Below are 26,674 nucleotides of genomic sequence, written 5' to 3' on the forward strand. Positions count from 1 at the left end.
GAAAAAGCCGGACGCACGAAGCGCCCGGCTTGCAGCTGACAACGGCGACGATTACAGCTTGATCGTCACCGGCTTGCCTTCATAGGTGACCGACTTGTCCGACTTGTCCAGGTCATTCGCGGTCGACATGCCCGGCTTGATCAGGCGCACCTTGAACTCGCGCTTGGCGACCATGCCCTTGTACTGGCCGGCGCGGGCGCCGATCTGCACGGTGCCGGTCTTGTCGTCGTAGGCGATCGGGATGCGGCTGGCTTCACCGCGGGTGTAGGCGTTGGTGACGCCGTCATCCTCGTACAGGCTGGTCAAGCCATTAGCGCCTGCATACACCAGGATCGTGATCGGCGCGTCCGGCTTCTCGTCGACGTACTGGGTCACCGGGCCGGTGGTGACGACCGAACCGGCCTTCACGAACAGCGGCATGCGATCACGCGGCGCATCGACCTTGCGCGTCGCGCCACCTTTCACGCGTTCGCCGGTGTAGAAGTCGTACCAGTCGGCGCCGGCCGGCAGATAGACCTGGCGCGAACGGGCCTTGTACTCGTGCACCGGCGCCACCAGGAACGACGGGCCGAACATGTACTGGTCCTTGACGTTCTTGGCCTTCTCGTCGTCCGGGAAGTCCATCACCAGGCCGCGCATCATGGTGCCCGAGTGGTAGTGGGTGTCCGACGCCATCGTGTAAATATACGGCATCAGGCGGTAGCGCAGCTTCAGGTACCAGACCATGTTGTCGCGCATGGCGTCGTCGCCGGCCGAGATGTTGTACAGCTCGCGCTTCACCACCTCGCCGTGCGAACGGAACAGCGGCGTGAAGGCGCCGAACTGCCACCAGCGGTGGTTCAGCTCACGCCATTCTTCCATGTCTTCCGGCTTGGCGGCGGCATTGCCGACGGTGCGGTTTTCCTGGGCCGAGCCGACGTCGCCGCTCTGGAAGCGCACTTCCTGGGCATAGCCGCCGATGTCGTGGGTCCAGTTCGGGACGCCCGACATCGACATATTGGTGCCCGACGCGATCTGGTCGTACAGATTGTTCCAGCGGCCGACCGTGTCGCCGCTCCACACCGCCACGGCGTTGCGCTGGATGCCGGCGAAGCCCGAGCGCGACAGGATGAACTGGCGCGTGTCCGGCTGGTCGCGCTTGAGGCCATCGTACATCGCGCCGGTGCTCACCAGGCTGTAGGGATTGAAGGTGATCTCGCCGGCGCCGTAGACGGTCGGTCCGATCAGTTCCTTGAAGTCTTCCAGGCGGCTGTTGGACAGCACGTCGGGTTCGGTATTGTCCATCCACCAGGCGTCGAAGCCCAGGTCGACCAGTTTGGTCTTCAGCTGGCGATAGTAGATGTCGCGCGCTTCCTTGGTGTACGGGTCGTAGTGGCTGTTCAGGTACCCCTTGCCGACCCAGTCGCGCGAGCCATTCTCGACGTTCTTGGTCCACATGTAGCCGCGCTTCTCGAACTCCTTGTAGTTGTCGGTATTGGCGTAGAACTTGCCCCACACCGACAGCATGATGCGCGCGTTCATCTTGTGGACTTCGTCGACCATGCCCTTGGGATCCGGGAAGCGGGTCTTGTCGAAGTCGTGCGAACCCCAGCCGTCTTCCGGCCAGTAGAACCAGTCCTGCACGATGTTATCCAGCGGCCAGCCGCGCTTGCGGTATTCCTTCACCGTGTCGAGCAGCTGGTTCTGGTCCACGTAGCGCTGGCGCGACTGCCAGAAACCGTAGGCCCACTTCGGCATCATCGGCTGCTGGCCGGTCAGGTGGCGGTAGCCGCCAATGACGTTGTCCATGCTGTCGGCGCTGATGACGTAGTAGTTGATCGCTTCGGCGATCTCGGACGACATGGTCAGCGAGTGGCGCTCGGCCGCGGGCAGCGGATTGTTGTGGGTGATCGCCACCATGCCGCCGGTCGGCTTCCAGTCCAGGTGAATCTTGACCGGCTTGTTCCTGGCGAAGGTGACTTCGAAGTTGTGGTACCACGGGTTCCAGCCCATGCGCCACACGTCCATCACTTCCTTGCCGTCCACCGTCAGCTTGGCGTAGTCCGACGAGTACAGCTGCATCTTGTGCACGCCCGGCTGGTCGCTGGTCATCGTGCCTTCCCAGACCACGCGCACGTCCTTCAGGTCCTTGAGCGGCTTGATTTCCTTCGGCCAGTTCTGGTCGATGTCCTTCAGGTATTGGTAGTCGATGTCCTTTTCCTGGCGCGTGAGCAGCAGCTTGCCTTCGGCGTAGTACCTGGCGGTCAGGCCGGCGCTCTTGCCGTCGACGCCGCGCAGGATGAGGTCGCGCGACATGTGATCGTACGGTTTGGCGTCGCCGAAGCGCGAGATCGAGTTGTTGTCCCACAGGACGCCGTAGTTCTTGTCCGAGACCACGAACGGCACCGCGGCGATCATATTGTGCTGCTGGAGCAGCACGTCTTCGCCGTTGTAGTTCATCTGGTTGTTCTGGTGCTGGCCCAGGCCGTAGTACGCATCCCTGGTGCCGTGGTTGAAGCCCTGCTTGATCGCAAAGAACGGCTTGCCGCCAACCGTCACGGGCGTCATCGACTCGGATGCCTGCTGCAGGAAGCGCTTGCCGGCGGCGTCAAAAAACGCGACCTGGCCGTCCTTCAGCGACACGGTGGCGGCGATCTTGCCGGCCTTGAGCTGGACGCTGTCGGCGCTCGGGCTGACGGTGAAGGTGCACTTGCTGCCACACGGCGTGGCCACCGTCATCAGGGACGGCGTCAGGTTCTTGCCTTCGGCATTGAGCTTGACCACCTGGATGATGTTATCGCTCATCAGGTTCAGGCGCACCACCTTGGCGGCGCCCGTGTCGGGCTTGACCTCGATGCCGGTGCCGGTCTGTTGGAAGGTGCCGGCATAAGCTGCATTGCCTGCGGCGAGGAACAGCACTGCGGCTGCTACCTGGGTCATTCGCATTTGTCGATCTCCTGTTGTCGTATCCGCGCTGTGGTGCGGACTTTGTCGTTACCTGCTTGTTTTTCAATCCTTGTACGTTCCCAGCTTCACCTTCAGCACCGTCGGCGTGGCCGGCAGGTTCAGGCCATAGTCGGTCTGGTCGCCATTCCAGTTGCGCTCCATGATCCACTTGCCACTCGCGTCGAAGCGCCCTTCTTCCACCCGCGCCAGCATCGACGGCTTGCCGTCGTTGGCCCCGATGCCCGAGAGTTTGATGCGCGCCTGCTGGCCGACGATCACGAATTCATTGGCGCCGATCTGGGCGAAGGCCACGCCGCCGCTTGGCTGCTCGGTGCCGGACTGGTATTCGTTCTTGTCCTTCAGGTACTGGCGCTCGCCGAACTGGAATTCGCGGAACGAGACGGTCGCCTTCCAGCCTTGCATGTCGACGGTCTGCGCCGCGCGGTCGTCGCCTTCGGCCACGCCGTAGGTGCGGCCCTCGAACGCCCACTGCGCCCATTGGCGCCCGATCGGCGCGAATACGCCAAACACCTTGGCGAACGGTTCGACCATGCGCTTGTCGGTGAACCTGGAGCCGAGCGGATAGTTGCTGTACTCGGCGTAGTCCAGCCCGAACGGCGCCACACCCAGCGCGCCCATGCCGAAGGCCTGGTACACGTAGCGCGCGTAGCCGGCTGCATTGCCCATCTCGGGAATCATCAGCGGATTGTCGGCGCGCTTGAACGACTTCAGGATGGCGGTGACCTTGTTCGATTCCGGCATGTAGATGTCCGGCGCGGCGAAGTCGATGTGCGGTGCGGCCGCTTTATAGATATCGAGCACGTCGTAGGTCGGGCCACCGCTGGCGAAGTTGCCCTTCCACGGTTCGGCCGGTTTGCCGTCGAGCGACGGTTCGCGCAGCGCGTTGTTGACGAACATCGGCAGGTCGTACACGGCGCGGCCGGCCTTGGCGATCGACTCGATGTAGCTGGCGATCGCCCACGAATGGAAGTACTGCTCGGCGTAGTCGCCGTAGACCTGGGTCCAGGTGCCGCTGCTCGCCTTTTTCGGCTTCTGGCGCGCGGTCACGGCGCTCGGCACCGGCGCATTGAACGCGGCCTGGGCGCGGGCGCCGTAGTCGCGCGCGAAGCCGTAGGTGCCGACCTCGTTCTCGACCTGCACCAGGATTACGGTGCGGTGATTCACGTCGATCTGCCTGATCCGCTCCATCATCTTCACGAAAGCGTTGCGGTCGGCGGCCAGCGTCTGCTCGCCAAATGGCGAATGGCTGTAGACGTTCTTGCCGTCCTTGTCCTTCATGCGCGGGAAGCGCCCGTTGTCGAACTTGACCCATTCCGGCAGGTAGCCGGGGCCGGTGTTCTTCCAGGTGCCGAACCAGACGATTACCAGGCGGATGTCGTTCTCGCGCGCTTCCTTGACCAAAGTATCGAGGAAGGAGAAGTCGAACTTGCCTTCCTGCGGTTCGATCTGTTCCCAGGCGATCGGCATCTCGAGCGTGTTGGCCTTGGCGTCTTTCAGCGCCTGCCACACCTTGGGCAGCGCGGCCGGGTAGTTGCTCGAATTGTGGGCCTGGCCGGCCAGCATCAGGAACGGTTTGCCGTCCACCATCAGCGCGTGGCGGCCGTCCTTGGTGACGAGCTTGGGCAGTTCGGGTGCAGCCAGCGCACTGCCCGCCGTCAAGGCGAGATACAGCGGGACGGCCAATCTGAGGCGGCGGGCGATCTGGTTCAGTGTCATGCGGGTCGTCTCCTTGGTGTTGTCTTTTATTGGAACTGCGCGGCGCCGATGCTGCGGTTCTGGCCCTGCTGGATAGCGACGTCGATCACCTTGGCGCCGTAGCGCACCTTGACGCGACCGGCGCCAGACAAGCCGCGCACGCTGGCGTCTACCAGCTGCCCGTCACGCCAGGCGATATCGACCACGTAGCCGCCGCGGGCGCGCAGCCCCTTTACCGAACCAGTCGGCCAGGACTTCGGCAGCGCCGGCAGCAGGTGGATCTCGCCCGCCTGCGACTGCAGCAGCATCTCGGCGATCGCGGCGGTGGCGCCGAAGTTGCCGTCGATCTGGAACGGCGGATGGGCGTCGAGCATGTTCGGGTAGGTGCCGCCGGCGTTGTTATGCTCCGAGAAGATGCCGGCCTGCTCGGACGCGCGCGCGCCCGGCGCGGCCAGCACGCCGCGCAGCATGCGGTAGGCGCGCTCGCCGTCGTGCAGGCGCGCCCAGAACGCCATCTTCCACGCCATCGACCAGCCGGTGCCGGCGTCGCCGCGCGCTTCCAGCGTGCGCCGTGCGGCGCGCGCCAGTTCAGGCGTCTGCACTGGGCCGATCTGGCGGCCCGGGAACAGCGCGAACAGGTGCGACACGTGGCGGTGCGTGTCCTGCGGCGTGTCCAGCACCGGATCCTTTTTCTCTTCGAGCCATTCGAGCAGCTGGCCCCAGCTGCCGATGCGCGGACCGGCCAGGCGGTCGCGCATGCGCGTCAGGGTGGCGCGCAGCTCGGGATCGACCTTCAGGATGCCGGCCGCTTCCACCGTGTTGTTGAACAGGTCCCACACGATCTGCTGGTCATAGGCGACGCCGTCCTCGACCGGGCCGTGCTCGGGCGACCAGCCCTGTGGCGCCACCAGGCGTCCGTCCGGCAGCTCCTTCAGATAGTCCTGCCAGAAGGCGCTGGTCTCCTTCATCATCGGATACGCCACCTCGCGCAGGAATCGCTCGTCGCGCGTGAAGGCGTAGTGTTCCCAGAAGTGCTGGGCGTACCAGGCGTTGCCGGTCTTGTTCCACAGGTAGCCCATGGCGCCGAACGGGTTCGACTCGGTGCGCAGGGTCCAGCCGCGCACCGGCTTGCCATCCTTGCGCTTGAACTCGAGGGCCGTGTCGCGCCGCCATACCGGCGCCACGCCGTTCACGAAATCGAAGAATGGCACGGCCAGCTCGCTCAGGTTCGTGACCTCGGCCGGCCAGTAATTCATCTGGATGTTGATGTTGGTGTGGTAGTCCGAATTCCACGGCGGCGAATAGCTGTTGTTCCACAGGCCCTGCAGATTGGCCGGCAGCGAACCGCGCGAGCTGGAGACCAGCAGGTAGCGGCCGTACTGGAAGTACTGCGCTTCGAGTTCGGGGTCGCCGCCTTGCTTCGTATATGCCAGCAAGCGCGCATCGGTCGGCAGCGCGCGCCGTGCGGCCGGGGTGGCGCCCAGGTCCAGGTCGACGCGGCCGACCAGGCTGGCGAAATCCTTTTCGTGCTCGGTGCGCAGCTCGGCAAGTGGACGTGCGGCCGCCCTGTTCACCTGTTCGGTCACGCGCGCCAGCGGATGCTCGCCGTTGAAGCGGCGCGCCGCGTCCATCACGAAGCTGGTGCCGGCGCCCAGCACCAGGGTAATGCTGTCGGCGCCTTCGACCTTGATGCGCTTGCCGTCGGCAACCACCTTGCCGCCTTCGTTCAGCACCTGCACCTGGCTGGCGTAGGTCATCACATTGCTGCTTGGCGCCTGGTCCGGCAGCACGAACCCCGCCAGCGTGCCGGCGGCGTGGATGCGGTTGTTGGCCACGGCCAGGTGTGCGCCGTGGCGGTCGGTCAACGCCACGCTGCCGCTGTACTGGCCGGGACGGCTGGCGGAGAGGCGCAGCACGATCACCTGCGCCGGGTAGCTGGCCCAGGCTTCGCGTTTGTAGGTCACGCCTTTGTGCACATAGGTCACCGTGTGCACGCCGCGCGCCAGGTCGAGTGTGCGGCGGTAGTCCGTTGCGCCGCGTTCGTGGCCCGGCAGTTCTACAGCCAAGTCACCGAAGGGCTGGAACGCGCCCATGGTCTTGTCGTCGCCGGTCCAGAGCGTGATGTCGTTGAACTGCAGGTGCTCGCGGCCGGGCTGGCCGAACACCATGGCGCCGATGCGGCCGTTGCCGATCGGGAGCGCCTCCTTTTCCCAGCCCTGGTCGTTGTCCTGAGCCGGACGGTCGTAGCGCAGCACCAGCTCGGGTGCGGCGCAGGCGACGCCGGCTGCCAGCAGACCGGCAAGGAGCACGATGCGGTGGATCGATTTCACGTTCATTGGGTGACGGGCCTTCCATAGACGATGCCGCGGCCGGCGGTGCTCATGTAGACGAAGCCGAAGCGGTTCATGTCGCCGACGATGAAGTGACCGTCGCCCGGGCCGCCGTACTGGTGGGCGTCGTCGTTGATGCGGGCCCAGGTCGCGCCCCCGTCGAGCGAGCGGTAGATGCCGCGCACGCCGTCCACGCTGCCCCAGATGTACACGGTCGGGTAATCCTTGCCCGGCGCCGCCTTGCCGAAACCGACCGCGCCGCAGTAGCCGATGCCGGCCACCGGCGTGAAACTGGCGCCGCCGTTCGTCGAGCGTTGCAGGCCGCCGTTCTTGAGCGGCGCCCACAGGTCGCCTTCGCGGCCAGGCGCCGGACGGATCAGGCGCGAACCGCCGGCCGGCAGGCTGGCGCGCGCAGTGAAGCTCGCGCCGGCATCAAGGCTGACCATCAACGCCTTGTCGTCGTAGGCATAGAACACGTTCGGCTTGACCGGATCGGCCACCGCGCGCAGGTCGCGCCCCGCCAATCCCTTCACCTCAAGCCAGCTCTTGCCGCCGTCCGCCGAGCGGTACAGCGTGGAGGAGCCTTGCGGCGTATGCACCAGCGTGGCGCCGTCCGCCGACATGGCGACGCGTCCGCGCTTGCCCTGCAGTGAAGGCGTCCTGGTCCAGCTCTTGCCGCCGTCCGTCGTCAGCAACATGGTGTCGCCAACGCGCACCATGGTCTGGGGGCGCAGCGCCGCCGCATCGAGTCCGGTGGTGGTGCCGATTTCAGGCTGATGGATGCGCCCATGGCGCGCCGGATCGTCGTGGATGAAACCATCGTAGTCGCCGATTGCCGACACCGGCGGCTGCCCAGCCAAGCTCACAAAACCCAGCGGCACGGTTTCTTCGAGTCCGGCCACGGTAAAGGTCCAGGTGGCCGGCGTAGCGTCGATGTCCGCCGTGCGGAATACGCCGTTGCCCGAGGTGACCCAGACCGCGCGCGGGTCGCTCGGATCGAATTCGACCGAGCCTGCCCAGTGGATCGCATGTCCTTTCAGCCAGGGCACGCCGGCGGCGTCACGCCGGTAGCCGCGCGCGATCACGTCGGTCCAGGTCGCGCCGGCGTCGTTGGACAGGAAGATGCGATCGCCCTTGGCGTCGCCCTGCGGGATGAAGGTGTTGATGGTGGAGACCACGATCCGCTGCGGATTGCGCGGGTCGACGCTAACGCCGGCAAATGGCCGGGTCCAGCCTTTCGGCGTAACGTCGCTCCAGGCGCCGCTGGCCACGTGGTACTTCCACACCTGGCCGCGCTCGACCGGCTCGCTGCCGCTCTTGTTCGGATGCGGACCGGCGCCGCCGGCATAGGTCACGTACAGGTTACCGGCGCCATCGAAGGAGGCGCGCTGCGGCATCAGGTCCACCGGTGCGTTCGGCACCGGAGCGAAGCTGGCGCCGGCATCGTCGCTGCGGTACAAGTTCGGGCCGACGCTGCCGAAGCGCGAGACGCCGACGAACAGGCGGCGCGCCCGCCCCTGCTCGACGCTGGATGGATCCGGCAGCACGATGTTCAGGCCGACGTCGTTGGGCGTGGTGGTCACCGGCAGCGCCGTGTTGCGCCGCCAGGTCTGACCGCTGTTGTCACTGGTGAACAGGCCGTCGCGGCGCGAGCCGAGATACAGCAGCTTGTTGGAACCCGGATCGACGGAGAGGCGCTCACCGTTCTGGCGTCCGAAGCCGTTGCCATGGGTTTTGAATTGGGCGGTGACATCGACCACGCTAAAGCTCTTGCCGTAGTCGCTCGAGCGCAGGATTGCGGTGCGGCCGCCGTTGAGGTAAGCGATGCCGGCCAGCAGCCAGACATTGGCGGCGTTGTGCGGATCGATCGCCAGCGCGTCGATGCCGAGCAAGCCCGTCTGGTCTTCCGCGACCCAGTCCAGCAGCGGCGTCCAGCGCCGCGCCGTGCCGTCCCAGCGATAGGCGCCGCCAACGTCGGTGCGCGCGTAGGCCACGTTCGGTTCGCTGCGGCTGGGGATCACTGCGGTGACGAAGCCGCCGCCGCCGATGGCGACGCTGTCCCAGACGTACGGGACGCGCGCTGCCGCGGAAGCCGGCCCCGGCGCCTGCCGGGCGGTGGCCGGGGTGGCCGTGGCGGCGACGCCGGCGACGGTCAGGGCCAGGACGGCCGTAACCGCGCCCACGCCCGCCAGGCGGGTGATCGTGGTACGCATGTGTCTCCTGCTTTTTTGTGCTTGTTATGTGCCACCTGTTTGGAAAATAGTGGCTTACTGCAAACCATGCTAAACAATACAGACGTGACTGGCAAGCAAAATGTTCGCGCTAACAGAAAAAGTTAGAGGCCACATTTCACGTCCAGCAAGGACGGCCGCGCGCCAGAGTATTTACCCTGCCGCTGCGCGTGCGTTTTTTCATGATTGCGTATAACATCCATGGTCTCGGCTGGCGGACAAGTAAGCGTTCAGCCAGCAGCCATACCAAACACAACAAGCAAGGAGATCCAATGAACATCAGCGGCGAAATGATCATCGGCCAGCGCATCGTGCGCGGCAGCGGCAAGGCCATCCACGCCTTCGATCCGGCACGCAAGCTTGACCTGGAGCCGGCCTTCGGCACCGCCACGCCGGAAGACCTGGCGCATGCCTGCCAGCTGGCCGATGCCGCCGTCGAGCCGTACCGCGCCCTGCCGCTGGAGCAGCGCGCGACCTTCCTGGAGACGATCGCCCAGCGCATCCTCGACCTGGGTCCGGCGCTGATCGAACGCGCGGCCCAGGAAAGCGGCCTGCCGGTTGCGCGCCTGGAAGGCGAACGCGGCCGCACCGTGAACCAGCTGCGCCTGTTCGCCAAGGTGGTGCGGGACGGTCACTTCCTGGAAGCGACGCTGGATTCGGCCCTGCCCGAGCGCACTCCTCCGCGTCCGGACCTGCGCATGCGCAAGATCCCGGTTGGCCCGGTTGCCGTGTTCGGCGCCAGCAACTTCCCGCTGGCGTTCTCGGTGGCGGGCGGCGATACCGCCTCGGCGCTGGCGGCCGGCTGCCCGGTGGTGGTCAAGGCCCATAACGCCCACCTCGGCACTTCGGAACTGGTGGGCAAGGCGATCCTGAAGGCAGCGCTCGATTGCGGCATGCCGGAAGGCGTGTTCTCGCTGATCATCGGCGAAGGCAATCAGATTGGCGGCGACCTGGTCAGCCACCCGGCGATCCAGGCGGTCGGCTTTACCGGCTCGCGCGCCGGCGGCATCGCGCTGACCCAGATCGCGAACCGCCGCAAGCAGCCGATCCCCGTGTTCGCCGAGATGAGCAGCATCAATCCGGTCTACCTGCTGCCGGGCGCGCTGGCGCAAGGCGGCAGCAAGCTGGCCGGCGCCTTCGTCGATTCGCTGACGCTGGGCGTGGGCCAGTTCTGCACTAACCCGGGCCTCATGATCGGCCTGGCCGGCGCGGAATTCGACGCCTTCCGCGACGCCGCCGCCACGGCGCTCGGCCTGAAAACCGCCGGCACCATGCTCACCGCCGGCATCCACCAGGCCTACACCGGCGCCATCGGCAAGCGCGCCGGCATCGAGGGCTTGACGCTGGTGGCGCGCGGCAGCGCCGAAGGTGCGGGTTGCGCGGCGCAGGCGGCGCTGTACCGGTGCGACGCGGCCACCTTCCTGGCCAATCCGGCGCTGGAAGAAGAGATCTTCGGGCCGGTGTCCTTGATGATCGCCTGCCGCGACCAGGACGAGATCCTGGCCGTGACCCGTCACCTGGAAGGCCAGCTGACCGCCACCGTGCACGCGGTCGAGAGCGACCACGCGCTGGCCGGGGCCCTGCTGCCGCTGCTCGAACGCAAGGTCGGCCGCATCCTGTTCAACGGCTTCCCGACCGGCGTCGAAGTGTCGTACGCAATGGTGCACGGCGGCCCGTTCCCGGCCACCTCCGACCCGCGCAGCACCTCGGTCGGCGCTACCGCGATCGAACGCTTCCTGCGTCCGGTGTGCTACCAGGACGTGCCGGCCGGCCTGCTGCCGGAGGCGCTCAAGGACGACAACCCGCTCGGCATCGTGCGCCTGATAGACGGCGAACTGAAGCTCGCGTCGAAGTAAGCCAGCATCACCGGCCGGCGCTTGACAATGCCGGCCCGGCGCCGCGCTGCCCATACCAGCCCTGCGGCTTCGACAGCTGCAGCGGCTGCACGGGTTGCGCATCGGCCGCAAGGTCGATGCGTAACTCGTCGACCCCGATCGTCTGGCCGGCCGGCGGCCTGTCGCCGTCGACCCGCAGCCAGGACAGGGTCAGCTCGGAGAAATCCGTGGTCCCCTGGCGCGCCAGCAGGCCGGTGATGTCGAACTCGACCTTGGCCGCGCCGTGGTGCGACGCCGCGGCGATCTGGAACGCGCCCACCGTGCCGACGAACCAGCGCTCGCGCGCGGCCTGGGCATCGACTGTGTCGGGCATGTTCACGTACAACGCATAGAAGAATCCCCCTCGTGCGGCGGCGGCGCTCTTGAGCACCGCCCTGTCGATCACTACCTTGATCGCGCCCCGGCTGTCTTTGCCCGTTTCCTTCCCGGATTCTTCGGCGGCGCGCGCCGCAACGACACGCGCCACCTGGGCCGCATCTTTCTTTTCCAGCTGTAGCCGGATCGACACCGATTGCTCGTCGAACAGCGGCTGCAGCACGCCGCCCAGCGAGCGCCGGCTTGCGCTGATGTGGCGTTTGGGCGCCGGCGGGAACGCCTTGAACGGCGGACGCTGCAAGGGCGCGATCCGCCTGGCGGAAGGCGCCGGCGGCAGGCTGGTCGGCACCGCGACATTGGCATAGTCGACGCCCATCCAGTTCGGGTCGAGCGTCTGGTAGCGCGGCATGCTCAGATCGGCGGAATAGACATTGTCGCCCGCCCAGTAGGGATCGCTGTTGGTGGGCGAATACGGCCAGGCGGAAAATGGAATCCCTTTGCCATCGGGATACGCCCAGGCATGCGTCAGGCGGTCGATGTTGCCGTGGTGCAGATAGAAGATCGGGTCCAGCGGCGACAGCATGGTGCTCATCACGCCGCCAATCAGGTCGTGGATCGGATTGTGGACGTCCTCGAGCTTGGGCTCGAAGGCATTGACCGTGCCGTGCTGGAAATTGAAGACGCCGGGAGCGAACGGCGCCAGGTCGAGCGCGCTGTGCACGTTGGCGCTCATGCGCGGTACGTACAGGGGATTGGAGGACGCCGGATTGGTGAATTCGGCCGGCAGCGTGGCGTAGGAATAATAATCCCAGTACGGCACGTTCAGCTTGGGGTCGCCCGAGATCAGGCGCAGCTGCTGCTCGAAATAGAACAGGTAGCCGCGGTGCCAGGAGATGAAATACGGCGCGCCGTGCGGACACTGATGCAGGTGCACGTCGGCCCAGAACTGCAGCGACGAGCGGTCATTGGCGTTGGTGTTGGCGCGCATCGCCGCGATCGCGCTCAGGAACGGCCCGTACTGGGGCGTCAGCTTGAACTGCTGCCATTCGAGGCGCACCGGGAGGCCCGCCGCCTGCGCCAGGTTGGGCAAGCAAGCGGCAGCGGCTGCGCCCATGGCGGACTTGAGCAGCAAGCGCCGGTACTCGTTCTTGGTCGTCATCTTGTCCTCTGAAAGAACACCGCCCCCGCAGGCGTTCTTTCGATTTTAAGAAGCCCTTGCGCATCGCGCGCAAGGATGAGTACCGGGTTTGCTAAAGATCAAACTAATGCAGAGACCGCCCTCAGCTGGCGTTGTGTGAAGCTGACGGATTGGCAATCAGCGTGTGCTGCTGCGCGTCGCCACGTCGAGCCACACCGCCAGCGTCAGGATCAGGCCCTTGACGATCATCTGCCAGTAGGCGTCGACGTCGAGCATCGACATGCCGTTGTCCAGGCTCGCCATCACCAGCGCCCCGACCAGCGCGCCGTGCACGGTGCCGGCGCCGCCGCGCATCGAGGTGCCGCCGATGAAGCAGGCCGCGATCACGTCCAGTTCGGCCGATACGCCGGCCGACGGCGAACCGGCCGCCAGGCGCGCGGTGTTGATCAGGCCCGCCAATGCGCACATCAAGCCCATCAGGCCGAAGATCCACAACTTGACCGCCTTGACGTTGATGCCGGAAAGGCGGGTCGCTTCCATATTGCTGCCCACCGCGTAGATGCGGCGGCCGAACACGGTCTGGCGCGCGATGTAGCTGAACACGCCCAGCAGCACCAGCAACACCAGCACCGGCAGCGGAATGCCTTCGTAGCTGTTGAAGGTGGTGATCAAGCCATACAGCACGATGCCGGCCACGGCGACGCGCAACAGCGAGCGCCACACCGGCAGCACCGGCAGGTTGTGGCGCGCCTGGCTTACGCGCTGGCGCCAGGCCAGCACGCCGGCCAGCACGAACAGCGCGATGCCCAGCGCCGCGCCGAAGCTTGGTGGCAGGTAGGCCTGGCCCAGCTGCTCCATCTGCGGCGACACCGGGGCGATGGTGGCGCCATCCGTCAAGCCCAGCACCACGCCGCGGTAGGCCAGCATGCCCCCGAGGCCGACGATGAACGAGGGGATGCCCGCGTACGCCGTCAGGAAGCCGTTGATAAAGCCGAGCATCAGGCCGGCGCCCAGCACCACCAGGATCGACAAGGGCAGCGGCATGCCGTGGGTGACGTCGAGCACCGCCGCCAGCCCGCCCAGCAGGCCAAGCAGCGATCCGATCGACAGGTCGATCTCGCCCGAGATGATGACGAACACCATGCCGCAGGCCAGGATGCCGGTGATCGACATCTGGCGCATCAGGTTCGAGAGGTTGCGCGCCGAGGTGAAGCCGCCGTCGGTCTTGATGTTAAAGAACAGCCAGATCAGGGCCACGGCGATCAGCAGCGCCAGGATCTTGTAATCGGTGAAGAGGCGTTTGAGAGTAGTCGTATTCATTGTCGTTCTTGGTTAGCCTGCGTTGGTGCGGTGTTGTCCGAGCGCCGCTGCCAGCACGGTCTCCTGGGTCAGTCCCTGGTTCTGGAATTCGCCGCGCAGCCTGCCCTCGCCCATCACCAGCACGCGGTCCGATACGCCCAGCACTTCCGAGAGTTCGGATGAGACCATGATGATGGCGATGCCCTGCGCCGCCAGTTCCAGCATCAATTTATAGATCTCGAACTTGGCGCCGACGTCGACGCCGCGGGTCGGTTCGTCCAGGATCAGGACTTTCGGTTGGGTGAGCAGCATCTTGGCCAGCACGGCTTTTTGCTGGTTGCCGCCCGAGAGCGCGGTGATCGGCAGTGCCGGCGTGGCGGTCTTCAGCGCCAGGCGGCGGATCTGCTCCTGGACGTCGCGTCCCTCTTCGCCGTCGTCGATGCGGGTCAGGTGCGCATAGCGGCCCAGCACCGACAGCGTGATGTTCTCGCCCACCGACAGGTCGCGCACGATGCCGTGGTGCTTGCGGTCTTCCGGCACCAGCGCGAAGCCGTTGCGGATCGCCTTCAGCGGTTCGCCGTTGTCGACCCGCCGGCCGTCGAGCCAGACTTCGCCCGTGTGCCTGCCGGGGTAGGAGCCGAAGATCGCCGTCACCAGCTCGGTGCGGCCGGCGCCGACGATGCCGGCGACGCCGAGGATCTCGCCGCGCCGCAGCTGGAACGAGACGTCGTCGACTTTCTTGCGCTGCGGCTGGTCCGGGTCGTAGCAGGTGATGTGGCGCGCTTCCATCACCACCTCGCCTACTTCGTGCGGCAGCGACGGATACAGCTGATTGAGTTCGCGCCCGCACATCTGGGCGATGATGCGGTCGACGCTCATCTCGGGCATCGGCGTGGTGGCGATGTGCTTGCCGTCGCGGATCACGACGATGGTGTCGCAGATGGCGGCGACTTCTTCCAGCTTGTGCGAGATGTAGACGCAGGCCACGCCCCTGGCTTTCAGGTCGCGGATGATCTCGAGCAGCACGGCGATCTCGGACGCCGTGAGCGAGGCCGACGGCTCGTCCAGGATCAGCAGGCGCGCATTCTTGTTCAGCGCCTTGCCGATCTCGATCAGCTGCTGGTGGCCGCCGCCGTAATTCTTGACCGGCAGCACCACGTTCACGTCCGGCAGCTTCAGTTCGCGCAGGATCTCTTCGGCGCGCCGGTTCATGGCGTGGTAGTCGAGGCGCCCTCCGGGCAGCGTGATCTCGTTCCCGAGGAAGATGTTCTCGGCCACGGTCAGCTCGGGCACCAGCATCAGTTCCTGGTGGATGATGATGATGCCGGCGTCCTCGGTCTCGCGCACCGAGCGTGCGCGGAGCAGCCGGCCGTCGAACACGATCTCGCCATCCCAGCTGCCGTGCGGGTAGACCGCCGACAGCACTTTCATCAGGGTCGACTTGCCGGCGCCGTTCTCGCCGCACAGGCCGATGCACTCACCCGGGCGGATCGCCAGGTCGATGCCGTCCAGCGCGGGCACCCCGTTGAATCGCTTGGCGATTCCTTTCATTTCAAGCAGATAGCCGGACATTCAGGTACTCGCTACACGTGTTGAAAACTGCGTGTTGAAAAACTGCGTTGGAAACTGCGGACATGGCACTGGCCGCCGGAGGCGTTCGACGCCTCCGGTACCCGGTCGCATGTATTGTCCGCGGCCTGCTCGCGCAGGCCTCAACAGGAGCTTACTTGCCAGCCAGCTGGGACTGGGTGTAGAACCCGTCCTTGACCAGCATGTCGACGTTCTGCTTGTTCAGCAGGATCGGTTTGAGCAGCATGGTGTTGACTTGCTTGAAGCCGTTGTTCAGCTGCGCGTTGAAGGCCGGCTTCTCGTTGCGGACCAGCTGCACCGACAGTTGCGCGGCGCTGGTGGCGATCTGCTTGAGCGGCTTGTAGACCGTCATGGCCTGGGTGCCGGCGATCACGCGGCGCACGGCGGCAAGATCCGCATCCTGGCCCGAGACCGGCACCTTGCCGGCCAGCTTCTGCGAAGCCAGCGCCTGGATCGCGCCGCCGGCGGTGGCGTCGTTCGACGCGACCACGGCGTCGATCCTGTTGCCGTTGGCGGTCAGCGCGTTCTCGACGATCGACATCGCTTCCGACGCGCTCCAGTCCTTCACCCACTGCTGGCCGACCACCTTGATGTCGCCCTTGTCGACCAGGGGCTTGAGCACCTTGAGCTGGCCTTCGCGCAGCATCTTGGCGTTGTTGTCGGTCGGCGCGCCGCCCAGCAGGTAGTAGTTGCCCTTCGGTTTGAGGGCGACGATCGACTGCGCCTGCAGCTCGCCCACGGCCTTGTTGTCGAACGAGATGTAGGCGTCGACGTCGGCGTTCAGGATCAGGCGGTCGTACGAGACCACCTTGATCTTGGCCTTCTTCGCTTCGCGCACCGCGTTGTTCAGCACCGTGGCGTTGTAGGGCACGATCACCAGCACGTCGACGCCGCGCGAGATCAGGTTCTCGATCTGGGCGATCTGGCGCTGCTCGCTGGCGTCGGCGGACTGCACGAAGACCTTGGCGCCGAGTTTTTCGGCAGCCTGGGTGAAGTAGTCGCGGTCGCGGGTCCAGCGCTCCAGGCGCAGGTCGTCGATCGAAAAGCCGATCTTGGGATTCTTGGCGTCGGCAATCGCGGCGCCGCTGCCGAACAGCATGGCGCAACCGAGGCCGATGGCGGTGATGATCTTTTTCATGCTACGTGTCTCCTTTATTGTCGGCTGCGCGGCTTCGCGCCATGCAGCCTGTATTGCTATTTTGCTCAAAAAACCGTGGCAGCGCTACTGTTCAGTAGTAACAGTCGATCCGTTTAGTGGTTATGGCGTGGCACGACGTCGCGCACGCCGCGGTACGGCAAGGCCAGTTCCATGCAGGCGCCGGTGTGCAGCTGGCCGACGGTGGCGCGATAGATCTCCTGCCACGGCGTCTGGCTGGCCGGGATCTCGGGCGGGCCGTCCTTCTTGCGCGCTTCCAGTTCACCGTCCGCCAGCAGCACGTTGCAGCTGCCGGTGTTGAGGTCGACCCGCACCACGTCGCCGGTGCGCAGGTACGCCAGGTTGCCGCCGGCCGCGCTTTCGGGCGAGGCGTTCAGGATCGACGGGCTGTCCGAGGTGCCGGACTGGCGGCCGTCGCCCAGCGTCGGCAGTGCGTTCACGCCGGCCTTGATCAGGTGATCGGGCGGCTGCATGTTGACCACTTCGGCCGACCCGGGCCAGCCGATCGGGCCCGAACCGCGGATCACCAGCATGGTGCGCTCGTCGATGTTCAGCGACGGGTCGTTGATGCGGTGGTGGTAATCGTCCGAGCCGTCGAACACGACGACTTTGCACTCGAAGCAGTTTTCGGCCCCGGGCGTGGACAGGTAGCGTTCGCGGAAGGCCTGCGAAATGACGCTGGTCTTCATGATCGCGAAATCGAACAGGTTACCCTTCAGGACCAGGAAACCGCCGTATTCCTTGAGCGGTTCGGCGAACGGGCGGATCATCTCGCGATCCGTGCTTTCGCGGCCGGTCAGGTTCTCGTTCATCCAGCGCCCGGTGACCGTGGGACGCTGGGAACGCAGCAGGCCGGCCTGCTCCAGCTCCCACATCACGGCCGGCACGCCGCCGGCGCGGTGGAAGCGCTCGCCCAGGTATTTGCCGGCCGGCTGCATGTTCAGCAGCAGCGGCACCTTGAAGCCGTATTTCATCCAGTCGTCCGGCGTGATCTCGACGCCGGCGTGGCGCGCCATGGCGACGATGTGCGGCTGCGCGTTGCTCGAGCCGCCGATCGCGGCGTTGACCACGATCGCGTCCAGGAAGGCCTCGCGCGTGAGGATGGTCGAGGGGCGCAGGTCCTCGAACGCCATCTCGACGATGCGCCGGCCGGTGTCATACGCCATCTGGCCGCGTTCGCGGTATGGCGCGGGGATTGCCGAGCAGCCGGTGAGCGACATGCCCAGCGCTTCGGCGACGGCGTTCATGGTGGACGCGGTGCCCATCGTGTTGCAGTGGCCGGCCGACGGCGCCGAGGCGGTGGCGATGTCGAGGAATTTCTGTTCGTCGATGGTGCCGGCGGCGAGCTTGCGGCGCGCGCGCCAGATCGCGGTGCCGGAGCCGACCAGTTCACCTTCGAACCAGCCGTCCAGCATCGGGCCGCCGGACAGCACGATCGCCGGGATGTCGACCGTGGCGGCGGCCATCAGCTGGGCCGGGGTGGTCTTGTCGCAGCCGGTGGTCATCACCACCGCGTCGATCGGGTAGCCGTGCAGGATCTCGACCAGGCCCAGATACGCCAGGTTGCGGTCGAGCGCCGCGGTCGGGCGGCGGCAGTTCTCGAAGATCGGGTGCAGCGGGAATTCCATCGGGATGCCGCCGGCGTCGCGGATGCCGTCGCGCACGCGCTTGGCCAGCTCCAGGTGGATGCGGTTGCACGGCGCGATGTCGCTGCCGCTCTGGGCGATGCCGATGATCGGTTTGCCGGACTGCAGTTCGCTTGGTGTGATCCCGTAGTTCATGAAGCGCTCGAGGTACAGCGCGGTCATGTCGATCCGGTCCGGGTTGTCGAACCACTCCTGCGAGCGGAAGCGGCGCTTGACGATGGGGTTGCTCATGCTGGTTCTCTTGGTGATGTCTAGATGCGCAGCAGGTGCTGCGCCAGGCCGGGCGTCCTGCTCTGGAAGGTGAACAGGCCGCCGGCCAGCGGCTGCTCGCGCAGCTGGTCTTCGCTCAGGCCCTTGCGCGCGGTGGTCACGTAGACGGTGCGCAGGTCTTCGCCGCCGAAGGCCAGCTTGGTGATGTTCGAGCACGGGAAGCGCACTTCGCCGACCTTGACGCCTTGCGGGTCGAAACGGTCGATGCGCCAGCCGCCGAAGGTGGCGACCCACAGGTGCCCTTCCGCGTCGACCGCCATGCCGTCCGGGTGGCCGGGAGCTTCGAGTTCGATGAAGGTACGCTTGCTTTCCAGCGCGCCATTGGGCGTCAGGTGGAAGGCGTAGATGCGCTTGGCCAGGGTGTCGGTGTGGTACAGCGTGCGGCCGTCCGGGCTCACGGCCGGGCCGTTGGTGATGATGTAGCCGCTGTCCATGCCGGCCACCAGCGCGCCGTCGAAGCGGTACAGGGCGCCGGTCGGCGCGGTTTCGCCGTTGTCCATCGAGCCGAACCAGAGACGGCCCTTGGCGTCGACGTGGCCGTCGTTGAAGCGGTTGCCCGGCAGGTCGGCTTCGACTTTTACCAGCGGTGCAAACTCGCCGGTCTGTTCGACGAAGCGGTAGAGCCCGTCTTCCAGGCCGCACACCATGCCGCCGCCTTCGAGCGGGGCGACGAAGCCGACCTGGCTCGGCGCATCCCAGCTGCGCCGCGCGCCGCCGATTTCATCGCAGCGATGGATGCGGCGGCCCTTGATGTCGACGAACCAGACCTGGCCCCTGGCCGCGTCCCACAGGGCGCCCTCGCCCAGCGTGGCCTTGACGTCCCACATGCAGCTTGGCGCGGTGGCGATGGATGAACTCATGCGCCGTACCAGCCCGCGTCGACGAAGTATTCGCGGCCGCTGCAGCGGCGCGCATTATCCGACGCCAGGAACAGCGTCAATGCCGCCACATCCTGCATCTCGACCCGCTCGCGCAGGCACTGGCCGGACAGGATGCGCGCTTCTTCTTCCGGCGTATGCCACAGCGCCTGTTGGCGCGGGGTGCGCACCGCGCCCGGGATCACGGCGTTGACGCGGATATTGTCGGCGCCCAGGTCGCGCGCCATGCCGCGGCTCAGGCCTTCGATTGCGGCTTTCGCCGTCATGTACAGCGACAGCTGGCTCGAGGCCAGGTGCCAGGAAATCGAACCGAAGTTCAGGATCACGCCGCCACCTTGCTTCCTCATCATGCGCACCGCCGCTTGGGCGCAGAAGAACTGGTGGCGCAGATTGACCGCCATCCGGTTCTCGTAATACGCCGGGGTGACGTCGTCGATCTCGTGGCGGTCGTCGTTGGCGGCGTTATTCAGCAGGACGTCGATGCCGCCGGCCTCCTGCTCGATGGCGGCGAAGGTCGCGGCCAGCGCATCGAGGTCGGTCAGGTCGCAGCGCTTGAAGATTGGCGCGTGCGCCGAGCCGCTGAGCGATTCGGCCAGTGCGCGCGAAGCATGTTCGGCGATGTCGAGGAACCAGACCCGCGCGCCCTGGCCCGCGAAGGCCGTTACCAGCTCGCTGCCGATGCCGGTGCCGCCGCCGGTGATGACGACGCGCTTGCCGCGCAGGTCGGGATAGGTCGCGTAAACCAAGGATGCTGCGTGTTCTGCCATTGTGTGCTCGCTAGTATTGGATGCAGTGCCGCGTCAGGCGGCGTTGTTATCGGTGTTGGTATTGGACGTGGCGGCCAGCAGGCCGCGTCGCGCCAGGTTGGCGTACAGGGCGCGCACACCGAAGGTCCACGGTGCGAGCTTGTCGCTGCGGCCGACCGTGTTGACCAGGGTGCCCAGCGTCGGGGTCGAGATCGCCACCCGGTCGCCCTCGTGATGGGTGAAGCCGCCGCCGGCCGTGTCGCGGTCCTTGATCGGCGAGAACATGGTGCCCAAAAAGAGCATGAAGCCGTCCGGGTACTGGTGATGCGGGCCGCAGGTCTGGGCCACCAGGTCGAGCGGGTCGCGGCTGATCTCGCGCATGCGGCTCGATCCCGACAGCTCGAAGCCGTCGTCGACGCCTTCGATCAGCATGCCCAGCTCGCACTGGCGCAGCGTATCGATGGTGTAGCCGTCGTCGAACAGGCGGATGAAGGGGCCGATGGCGCACGAGGCGTTGTTGTCCTTGGCTTTGCCGAGCAGCAGCGCGCTGCGGCCCTCGATGTCGCGCAGGTTGACGTCGTTGCCGAGGGTGGCGCCGACCACTTCGGCGCGGCTGTTGACGGCCAGGACGACTTCCGGCTCGGGGTTGTTCCAGTGCGAAGTCGGGTGCAGGCCGATCGGCACGCCATGGCCGACCGACGACATCGGCTGCGACTTGGTGAACACCTCGGCGTCCGGTCCGATGCCCACTTCCATGTACTGCGACCACAGGCCGCGCTCGATCAATTCGGCTTTGAGGCGCATGGCGGCGTCGGAGCCGGGCACGATCTCGGCCAGGTTGCCGCCGATCGAGGCTTGCAGTTCGCCGCGCAGTTCGACCGCGCGCGCCGGGTCGCCCTTGGCCTGCTCTTCGAGCACGCGCTCGAGCAGGCTGACCGCGAAGGTCACGCCGCAGGCCTTGATCGCCTGCAGGTCGCACGGCGCCAGCAGGCGCAGGCCGCCCTCGCCCGGTTGGCCGTCCAGCGTCGCTTGCGCCAGCGCAGCGGCGTCGCCCAGGTCTTCGCCGTCGGCGTCGCGCACGATGGCCAGCAGGCTGGCGCTGTCGCGCTCGAACAGGTCGGCGACGGTGGCCGCGTGGCGGGTGATGTCGACCAGGCGGCCGGCGCGCACCGCGACCACTGCCGGGCCGTCCACCGGGGCCGGACGCCAGACGCGGCCGACGAGCAGGGCTCGGGCGGCGTCCTCGGGCAGCGCATTGATATGATTGGCTGTCATGTTGTCTCTCGTATTGTTATGGGACGGCGCGCCGTGTCGGCGTGCGCGGCCGGGTTGCGGTCGAACGGCGGTCGTTAGTCGGCAACGGGAGAGGCGTCGGCTGCCACGCGGGTAGCGCGCGGCTGCGCCATCGCATCGGCACGGCCGCGCGAACCGTCTTGCGCTGCCTCGGGCATGCGCAGATCGGTCGGGCCATGGCACCGGGAACGGATGTCCTGGTCAGGCATGTTGTCTCCTTCGTTGTCGTTATATGCTGTCGGCTTAGAACATTCTTTTAACAGTAATGTTACCGCAACCATTCCAGTCTATACGTCGAGCGGAAGGGTTGTCAACGAATTATTCAAGCGAAACAGGCTGCGGAGAACAGGCTGCGTTGACCCGGCTTTTACGCCTGCCGCGTGCAGTGCTGTGATGCGGGCCGAGGGACAAAAAAAAGCCGCCCAAAGGCGGCCTGTCGCTGTCTCGAGACGTATTTAGCCGGCGTAAGTGGCCTTGGCCTTGGGTTTGGCCGCAGCCGGCAACCGTGCCGGCGGACGGATACGCGGCGCGGCATCGGACTGGCGCCGCACCAGCTCGAAGTCCATGCGGGTCAGCTCGGGCGCGGCCGGCTCGCCTTCGCGCTGGGCGCGCACGCGGCGCACCAGCGACTGCACCGCTTCGCGCGCCATGCCGGCGATCGGCTGGCGCACGGTGGTCAGTTCAGGCCAGATGGTGGTGGCCAGGGCGGTATCGTCGAAACCGGTCACGGTCAGGTCGCCCGGCACATCCAGCCCCAGACGGTGCGCGACGGCCACCGCGGCGGCGGCCATGTCGTCGTTGCTGGCGAAGATCGCGGTCGGACGCTCTTCCAGCGCCAGCAGTTGCTCGGCCGCGTCCAGGCCCGAGCGGTAGGTGAACATGCCCTGCACCACCAGTTCGTCGGACGCATCGGCGCCCTTCTCCGCGATCGCCTTCCGGTAGCCGGCCAGGCGGCGGCTGCTGGCGGTCTGGTTCGGGTGGCCCACCACGAAGCCGATGCGCTGGTGGCCGAGCGTGATCAGGTGGCGGGTCATGAAATGGGCCGCCTCGTAGTCGTCGATGCTGACCGCGCCGACGTTCTCGGCCGGCGAGCCGCAGGCCACCACCACCGCCGGGATACCGGCGTTCGCGATGCACTCGAGCACGGCCTCGCTGTCGCACAGCGGCGGCGGCAGGATCACGCCGTCCAGGCCGTTTTCGATCAGGCGCTGGGTGTGCTCGGCCTCGTGGTTGCCGGCCTCACACTTTTCGACGAACAGCTGCACGTTGTTCAGGCCCGACTGGTTCAGCAGGCCGACCAGGAACTCGCTCAGGTAGGCCGCGCTCGGGTTGCTGTACAAGAAGCCGACCCGGATCGGCTTGGAGCCGGCCAGGTTGCGCGCTTCCTGGTTCGGGGTGTAGTTCAGCGCGGCGACGGCCTCCGCCACCTTGCGCCGCGTGCTTTCGCGCACCAGTCCCTTGCCATTCATGACGCGCGAGACCGTCATCGCGGACACGCCCGCGAGCCGGGCAACGTCCACCATCGTGGGTTTGCCGTTCTCCATCGTCTCGCGGATGGACTCGATCGTGGGTTTGCTCATGAGGGGGAGGATTCCTATCGGGCTGCGGGTGCTTGCGCAATGTTAGCACAGTTAGGCACGCACCTGCGGCCACTGGCACCTCCCCCTTACCGACCCGGTTACAGCAGAGAAAGCCTCGGCTGATTGCATGCGGTTTGCGCTAACATCGGCCAGTCCGCCCTCGCCCTGCCGGTTCCGCGTGTCATTCGTAGCGGCAGGGCCGGGGCGTGAGCAGCAAAGGCTCGATCGTGACGACGTCGATATTGCGTTGCGCCGCGATCTGCCCGCGGTCGTTGATCGCTTCGGCGCGGCTGATTTGCAGGCCCTGGCTTTCGTCGTCAAGCAGCGTGTCGAGTTGCACCGGTGTCTTGCCAAACCAGATGATCCCGCGGTCGACCTCATCGGCGGTGGTCGCGAAGCCGACCGCCTGGTCGCGGTTGTTGATGTCGTTCGCCACGCTGGTGCGGCCGCCCAGGCCGGGCAATTCGGAAGCGGCGCCTTGTTCCCAGAGCGCGGCCGTCAGCCGCGTCTCGCCCAGGCGGTAAGCGTAGCCGACCGCCTTGCCCTTGTTGTTGATGCTGTAGGCAATGCTGAGCCTGCCGCCCAGGGTGCCGAGGTCCTGGACGCTGCCGTCGGGCCGCCACAGCGCGGCATGTTCCTGGCTGTCAGGGCCGGCGGTCCGGCTGGATCCGACGCTGTAGCCGAAATCGTTGACGCCGTAGGCCGTGCTTGAGCCACCAAGCGTGGCCTGGCGCGGCGCGCCGCCACGCCAGGCCACGGCGCGGGATGCGCTTCTGTCCGGCAGCATGCCAATGCCAACGATCTTGCCGAGGTTGTTGACGCCGTAGGCATGCGAAGCCGTGTCGGCGCCGTCCAGCGTGCCGAGGTTGCGGCGCGCGCCCAGAAACCAGCTCATGCCGCGGCTAGCGGAGTCCGCCGTGGTGCCGATGCCGACGATCACGCCGGCATCGTTGATATCCTCAGCCACGCCATAGCGACCGCCGAGGGTGGCGAGCTCGAATCCGCGCCGGCCGATCCACACCGTCGGACGCCCGAGGCCGCCGACTGAGCTGTAGCCGACCACGATGCCCAGGTTGTTGACCGCACGCGGAAAGGACGACCTGGCGCCTTCGAAGGCTTGCAGCCGCTGCACGTGGTAGCGCACGCCGTGTGGGTGGCGGCCGTCGCAAGCGACCGGCCTAGACGCCAGGGCGTCCGCCTGCCGCGCTTCGCTCCACGCCTGCGCGACGGCGCCGCGCGCGGCGGGCGCGACGGCGGCAAGCAGCGCCGCGGGTGGCGCGCCCGGCTTCGTCACTTCCAACGTTGGCGCAGCAGCCACGCTTGCGCTGAGCAACAAGGCGGCGCCGGCGCACCGGATATGCACGGATCGGACGATGTTCATGGTCTTCTCTTATGAAAAGTGAAAGTGCGAATGAAAGGACGCATGAGCGCTCGAACTCATGCATGTCGCAACGAGGCGCCGGCTGGCCGGTCGCTGTTACCCGTCCATGGTAGGAAGGCCCTGCCCCAGGTGCCAGCACTGCGGCGCTGCCGATTGCGCCGGCTCAGTGCTCATCCGCGGATCTTCTCTTGCATAAATGGGTTTTCCGAACCACATCGCCATGCACCGCACATGACGGCAGGCCGCCACCCCGCTATAATTTCGTCCTTCGCCCCAAAGGAAATCCCCCCATGTCCCTGCTAGCCCACGAGCTCGAATTGCTTTCGCCCGCCAAGACCGCCGAGATCGGCCGCGAAGCGATCCTCCACGGCGCCGACGCCGTGTATATCGGCGGCCCGGCATTCGGGGCGCGCCACAACGCCAGCAACCCGCTGGAAGACATCGCCGCGCTGGTGAAATTTGCGCACGGCTACCGCGCGCGCATCTTCGTGACCATGAACACGATCATGCACGACAGCGAACTGGAGCTCGCGCGCAAGCAGATCTGGCAACTGTACGAGGCCGGCGTCGACGCCCTGATCATCCAGGACATGGGCTTGCTGGAAATGGACTTGCCGCCGATCCAGCTGCACGCCAGCACCCAGTGCGACATCCGCGGCGCCGAGAAGGCCAAGTTCCTGGGCGACGCCGGCTTCTCGCAGCTGGTGCTGGCGCGCGAACTCACCGTCGAGCAAATCCGCAAGATCCACGCCGCCACCGACACCCCGCTCGAATACTTCGTGCACGGCGCCTTGTGCGTGGCGTTCTCGGGCCAGTGCTACATCTCGCACGCCGACACCGGCCGTTCGGCCAACCGCGGCGACTGCTCGCAGGCCTGCCGCCTGCCGTACACGCTGAGCGACGGCAAGGGCGGCGTGGTGGCCTACGAAAAGCACCTGCTGTCGATGAAGGACAACGACCAGAGCGCCAACCTGGAAGCGCTGGTCGACGCCGGCATCCGCTCGTTCAAGATCGAGGGCCGCTACAAGGACATGGGTTATGTGAAAAACATCACCGCCCACTACCGCCTGCTGCTCGACGAACTGCTCGACAAGCGCCCGGAATTCGTGCGCGCCGCGAGCGGGCGCACGCGCGTGATGTTCACCCCGGACGTCGACAAGAACTTCCACCGCGGCCACACCGACTACTTCGCCACCGGCCGCCAGCCGGACATCGGCGCCTTCGATTCGCCCAAGTACGTGGGCGTCGAGCTGGGCATCGTGGCGCGTTTGGGCAGCGATTCGTTCGACCTGGTCACCAATGCGCCGATGGCCAATGGCGACGGCCTGAACTTCATGCACAAGCGCGCCACTGTCGGCATCCAAGCCAACCGCGCCGAGAAGCTGGGCGACGAGGAAGACGGCCAGCGCTGGCGCGTGTTCCCGAACGAGACCATGGCGGCACTGAGCGGGCTGAAGGTCGGCACCGTCATCCACCGCAACCGCGATCACCAGTGGGAAGCCACGCTCAACAAGAAGTCGTCCGAGCGCAAGGTGTCGCTGGATCTGAAGTTGAGTGAACATCCGGCCGGCCTGGTGCTGTCGATCGTGGACGAAGACGGCATCGCCTCGTCGGCCACGGCCGAGATCGCGCTGCAGCCGGCCCAGCAGGCGGCGCAGGCTGACGCCGCGCTGCGTTCGGCGGTGGCCAAGCTGGGCAATACCATGTTCGAGGCCGGCCACGTGGAACTGGCGCTGAGCCAGCCATGGTTCGTGCCGTCGGCGGCGATCAATGCGCTGCGACGCGACGCGATCGCCGCGCATGAGGCGGCGCGACTGGCGGCGTGGGAACGTCCGCAGCGCAAGGCGCCGGTCGAGCCGCGCCCGACCTATCCGGACACCCAGCTGAGCTACCTGGCCAACGTGTACAACGAAAAGGCGCGCGCCTTCTATCACAAGCATGGTGTGCAGCTGATCGACGCGGCCTATGAGGCGCACGAGGAAGCGGGAGAAGTCTCGCTGATGATCACCAAGCATTGCCTGCGCTTCTCGTTCAACCTGTGCCCAAAGCAAGCCAAGGGCGTGCAGGGTGTGCAGGGCCAGGTCAAGGCCGAGCCGATGACGCTGGTGAGCGGCGAAGAGAAGTACACGCTGCGTTTCGATTGCAAGCCGTGCGAGATGCACGTGGTGGGCGCGATGAAGACCAACATCCTGAAGTCGCCGCCACCGTCGGCCGTACAGTACAGCCCGCTGACCTTCCACCGCCAGCGTCCACGCGCCTGATCCCGCTCGGTTGTCTTGTCCGCG

Annotated in this window: 17 protein-coding genes; 2 read left to right on the plus strand and 15 right to left on the minus strand. The window is 66.4% G+C overall.

What is annotated here, in order from left to right:
• Positions 1 to 51 precede the first annotated feature (51 nt).
• The 4 genes from QPK27_RS15945 to QPK27_RS15960 form a co-directional block, all read right to left on the minus strand.
• Complete coding sequence (locus QPK27_RS15945; protein WP_290419237.1) at positions 52 to 2,919, minus strand: TIM-barrel domain-containing protein; 2,868 nt, start codon at positions 2,917 to 2,919, stop codon at positions 52 to 54.
• 69 nt (positions 2,920 to 2,988) lie between these two features.
• Positions 2,989 to 4,662 (minus strand): DUF5597 domain-containing protein, encoded by a 1,674-nt coding sequence (locus QPK27_RS15950; RefSeq protein WP_290419238.1) that lies wholly within the window; start codon positions 4,660 to 4,662, stop codon positions 2,989 to 2,991.
• A 26-nt stretch (positions 4,663 to 4,688) separates the two neighbouring features.
• Complete coding sequence (locus QPK27_RS15955; RefSeq protein WP_290419239.1) at positions 4,689 to 6,977, minus strand: glycoside hydrolase family 95 protein; 2,289 nt, start codon at positions 6,975 to 6,977, stop codon at positions 4,689 to 4,691.
• The gene (locus tag QPK27_RS15960) at positions 6,974 to 9,184 is read right to left on the minus strand and encodes an exo-alpha-sialidase (RefSeq protein WP_290419240.1); all 2,211 of its coding nucleotides are present in this window, start codon (positions 9,182 to 9,184) and stop codon (positions 6,974 to 6,976) included. Before QPK27_RS15960 ends, QPK27_RS15955 begins: the two co-directional genes overlap by 4 nt.
• Positions 9,185 to 9,474: 290 nt before the next feature.
• Here QPK27_RS15960 and QPK27_RS15965 point away from each other — a divergent pair, with 290 nt between their 5' ends.
• Positions 9,475 to 11,058: an aldehyde dehydrogenase (NADP(+)) gene (locus QPK27_RS15965; RefSeq protein ID WP_290419241.1), complete on the plus strand. Its 1,584-nt coding sequence runs from the start codon at positions 9,475 to 9,477 to the stop codon at positions 11,056 to 11,058.
• A 7-nt stretch (positions 11,059 to 11,065) separates the two neighbouring features.
• Here QPK27_RS15965 and QPK27_RS15970 read toward each other — a convergent pair whose 3' ends face one another.
• From QPK27_RS15970 to QPK27_RS16020, 11 genes are all read right to left on the minus strand, one after another.
• Positions 11,066 to 12,571 (minus strand): tyrosinase family protein, encoded by a 1,506-nt coding sequence (locus tag QPK27_RS15970; protein ID WP_290419242.1) that lies wholly within the window; start codon positions 12,569 to 12,571, stop codon positions 11,066 to 11,068.
• Positions 12,572 to 12,727: 156 nt separating this feature from the next.
• Entirely contained in the window at positions 12,728 to 13,870 is a 1,143-nt protein-coding gene (locus QPK27_RS15975; RefSeq protein WP_290419243.1) for a sugar ABC transporter permease, read from the minus strand.
• Between the two features lie 12 nt (positions 13,871 to 13,882).
• The gene (gene xylG, locus QPK27_RS15980) at positions 13,883 to 15,421 is read right to left on the minus strand and encodes a D-xylose ABC transporter ATP-binding protein (RefSeq protein ID WP_290419244.1); all 1,539 of its coding nucleotides are present in this window, start codon (positions 15,419 to 15,421) and stop codon (positions 13,883 to 13,885) included.
• 151 nt (positions 15,422 to 15,572) lie between these two features.
• The gene (xylF, locus tag QPK27_RS15985; protein ID WP_290419245.1) at positions 15,573 to 16,577 is read right to left on the minus strand and encodes a D-xylose ABC transporter substrate-binding protein; all 1,005 of its coding nucleotides are present in this window, start codon (positions 16,575 to 16,577) and stop codon (positions 15,573 to 15,575) included.
• A 113-nt stretch (positions 16,578 to 16,690) separates the two neighbouring features.
• Entirely contained in the window at positions 16,691 to 18,472 is a 1,782-nt protein-coding gene (locus tag QPK27_RS15990) for an IlvD/Edd family dehydratase (protein WP_290419246.1), read from the minus strand.
• Between the two features lie 20 nt (positions 18,473 to 18,492).
• Positions 18,493 to 19,371 carry an SMP-30/gluconolactonase/LRE family protein gene (locus QPK27_RS15995; protein ID WP_290419247.1) on the minus strand — a complete coding sequence of 293 codons (879 nt, stop codon included), beginning with the start codon at positions 19,369 to 19,371 and terminating at the stop codon, positions 18,493 to 18,495.
• Positions 19,368 to 20,135 carry an SDR family NAD(P)-dependent oxidoreductase gene (locus QPK27_RS16000; protein ID WP_290419350.1) on the minus strand — a complete coding sequence of 256 codons (768 nt, stop codon included), beginning with the start codon at positions 20,133 to 20,135 and terminating at the stop codon, positions 19,368 to 19,370. Before QPK27_RS16000 ends, QPK27_RS15995 begins: the two co-directional genes overlap by 4 nt.
• 54 nt (positions 20,136 to 20,189) lie before the next feature.
• Positions 20,190 to 21,410: a fumarylacetoacetate hydrolase family protein gene (locus tag QPK27_RS16005; protein ID WP_290419248.1), complete on the minus strand. Its 1,221-nt coding sequence runs from the start codon at positions 21,408 to 21,410 to the stop codon at positions 20,190 to 20,192.
• Positions 21,411 to 21,484: 74 nt separating this feature from the next.
• Positions 21,485 to 21,637: a hypothetical protein gene (locus QPK27_RS16010; RefSeq protein ID WP_290419249.1), complete on the minus strand. Its 153-nt coding sequence runs from the start codon at positions 21,635 to 21,637 to the stop codon at positions 21,485 to 21,487.
• 246 nt (positions 21,638 to 21,883) lie between these two features.
• Positions 21,884 to 23,008, minus strand: a complete 1,125-nt coding sequence (locus tag QPK27_RS16015) for a LacI family DNA-binding transcriptional regulator (RefSeq protein WP_290419250.1) — start codon at positions 23,006 to 23,008, stop codon at positions 21,884 to 21,886.
• A gap of 181 nt (positions 23,009 to 23,189) precedes the next feature.
• A complete protein-coding gene (locus QPK27_RS16020; RefSeq protein ID WP_290419251.1) occupies positions 23,190 to 24,389 on the minus strand; it encodes a hypothetical protein in 1,200 nt (399 codons plus the stop codon).
• A gap of 290 nt (positions 24,390 to 24,679) precedes the next feature.
• Here QPK27_RS16020 and QPK27_RS16025 point away from each other — a divergent pair, with 290 nt between their 5' ends.
• Positions 24,680 to 26,650, plus strand: coding sequence for a U32 family peptidase (locus QPK27_RS16025; protein ID WP_290419252.1), 1,971 nt, complete (start codon positions 24,680 to 24,682; stop codon positions 26,648 to 26,650).
• Positions 26,651 to 26,674: the final 24 nt, after the last annotated feature.

The sequence above is a fragment of the Massilia sp. YIM B02443 genome, assembly GCF_030411955.1.
Taxonomy (GTDB): domain Bacteria; phylum Pseudomonadota; class Gammaproteobacteria; order Burkholderiales; family Burkholderiaceae_D; genus Telluria.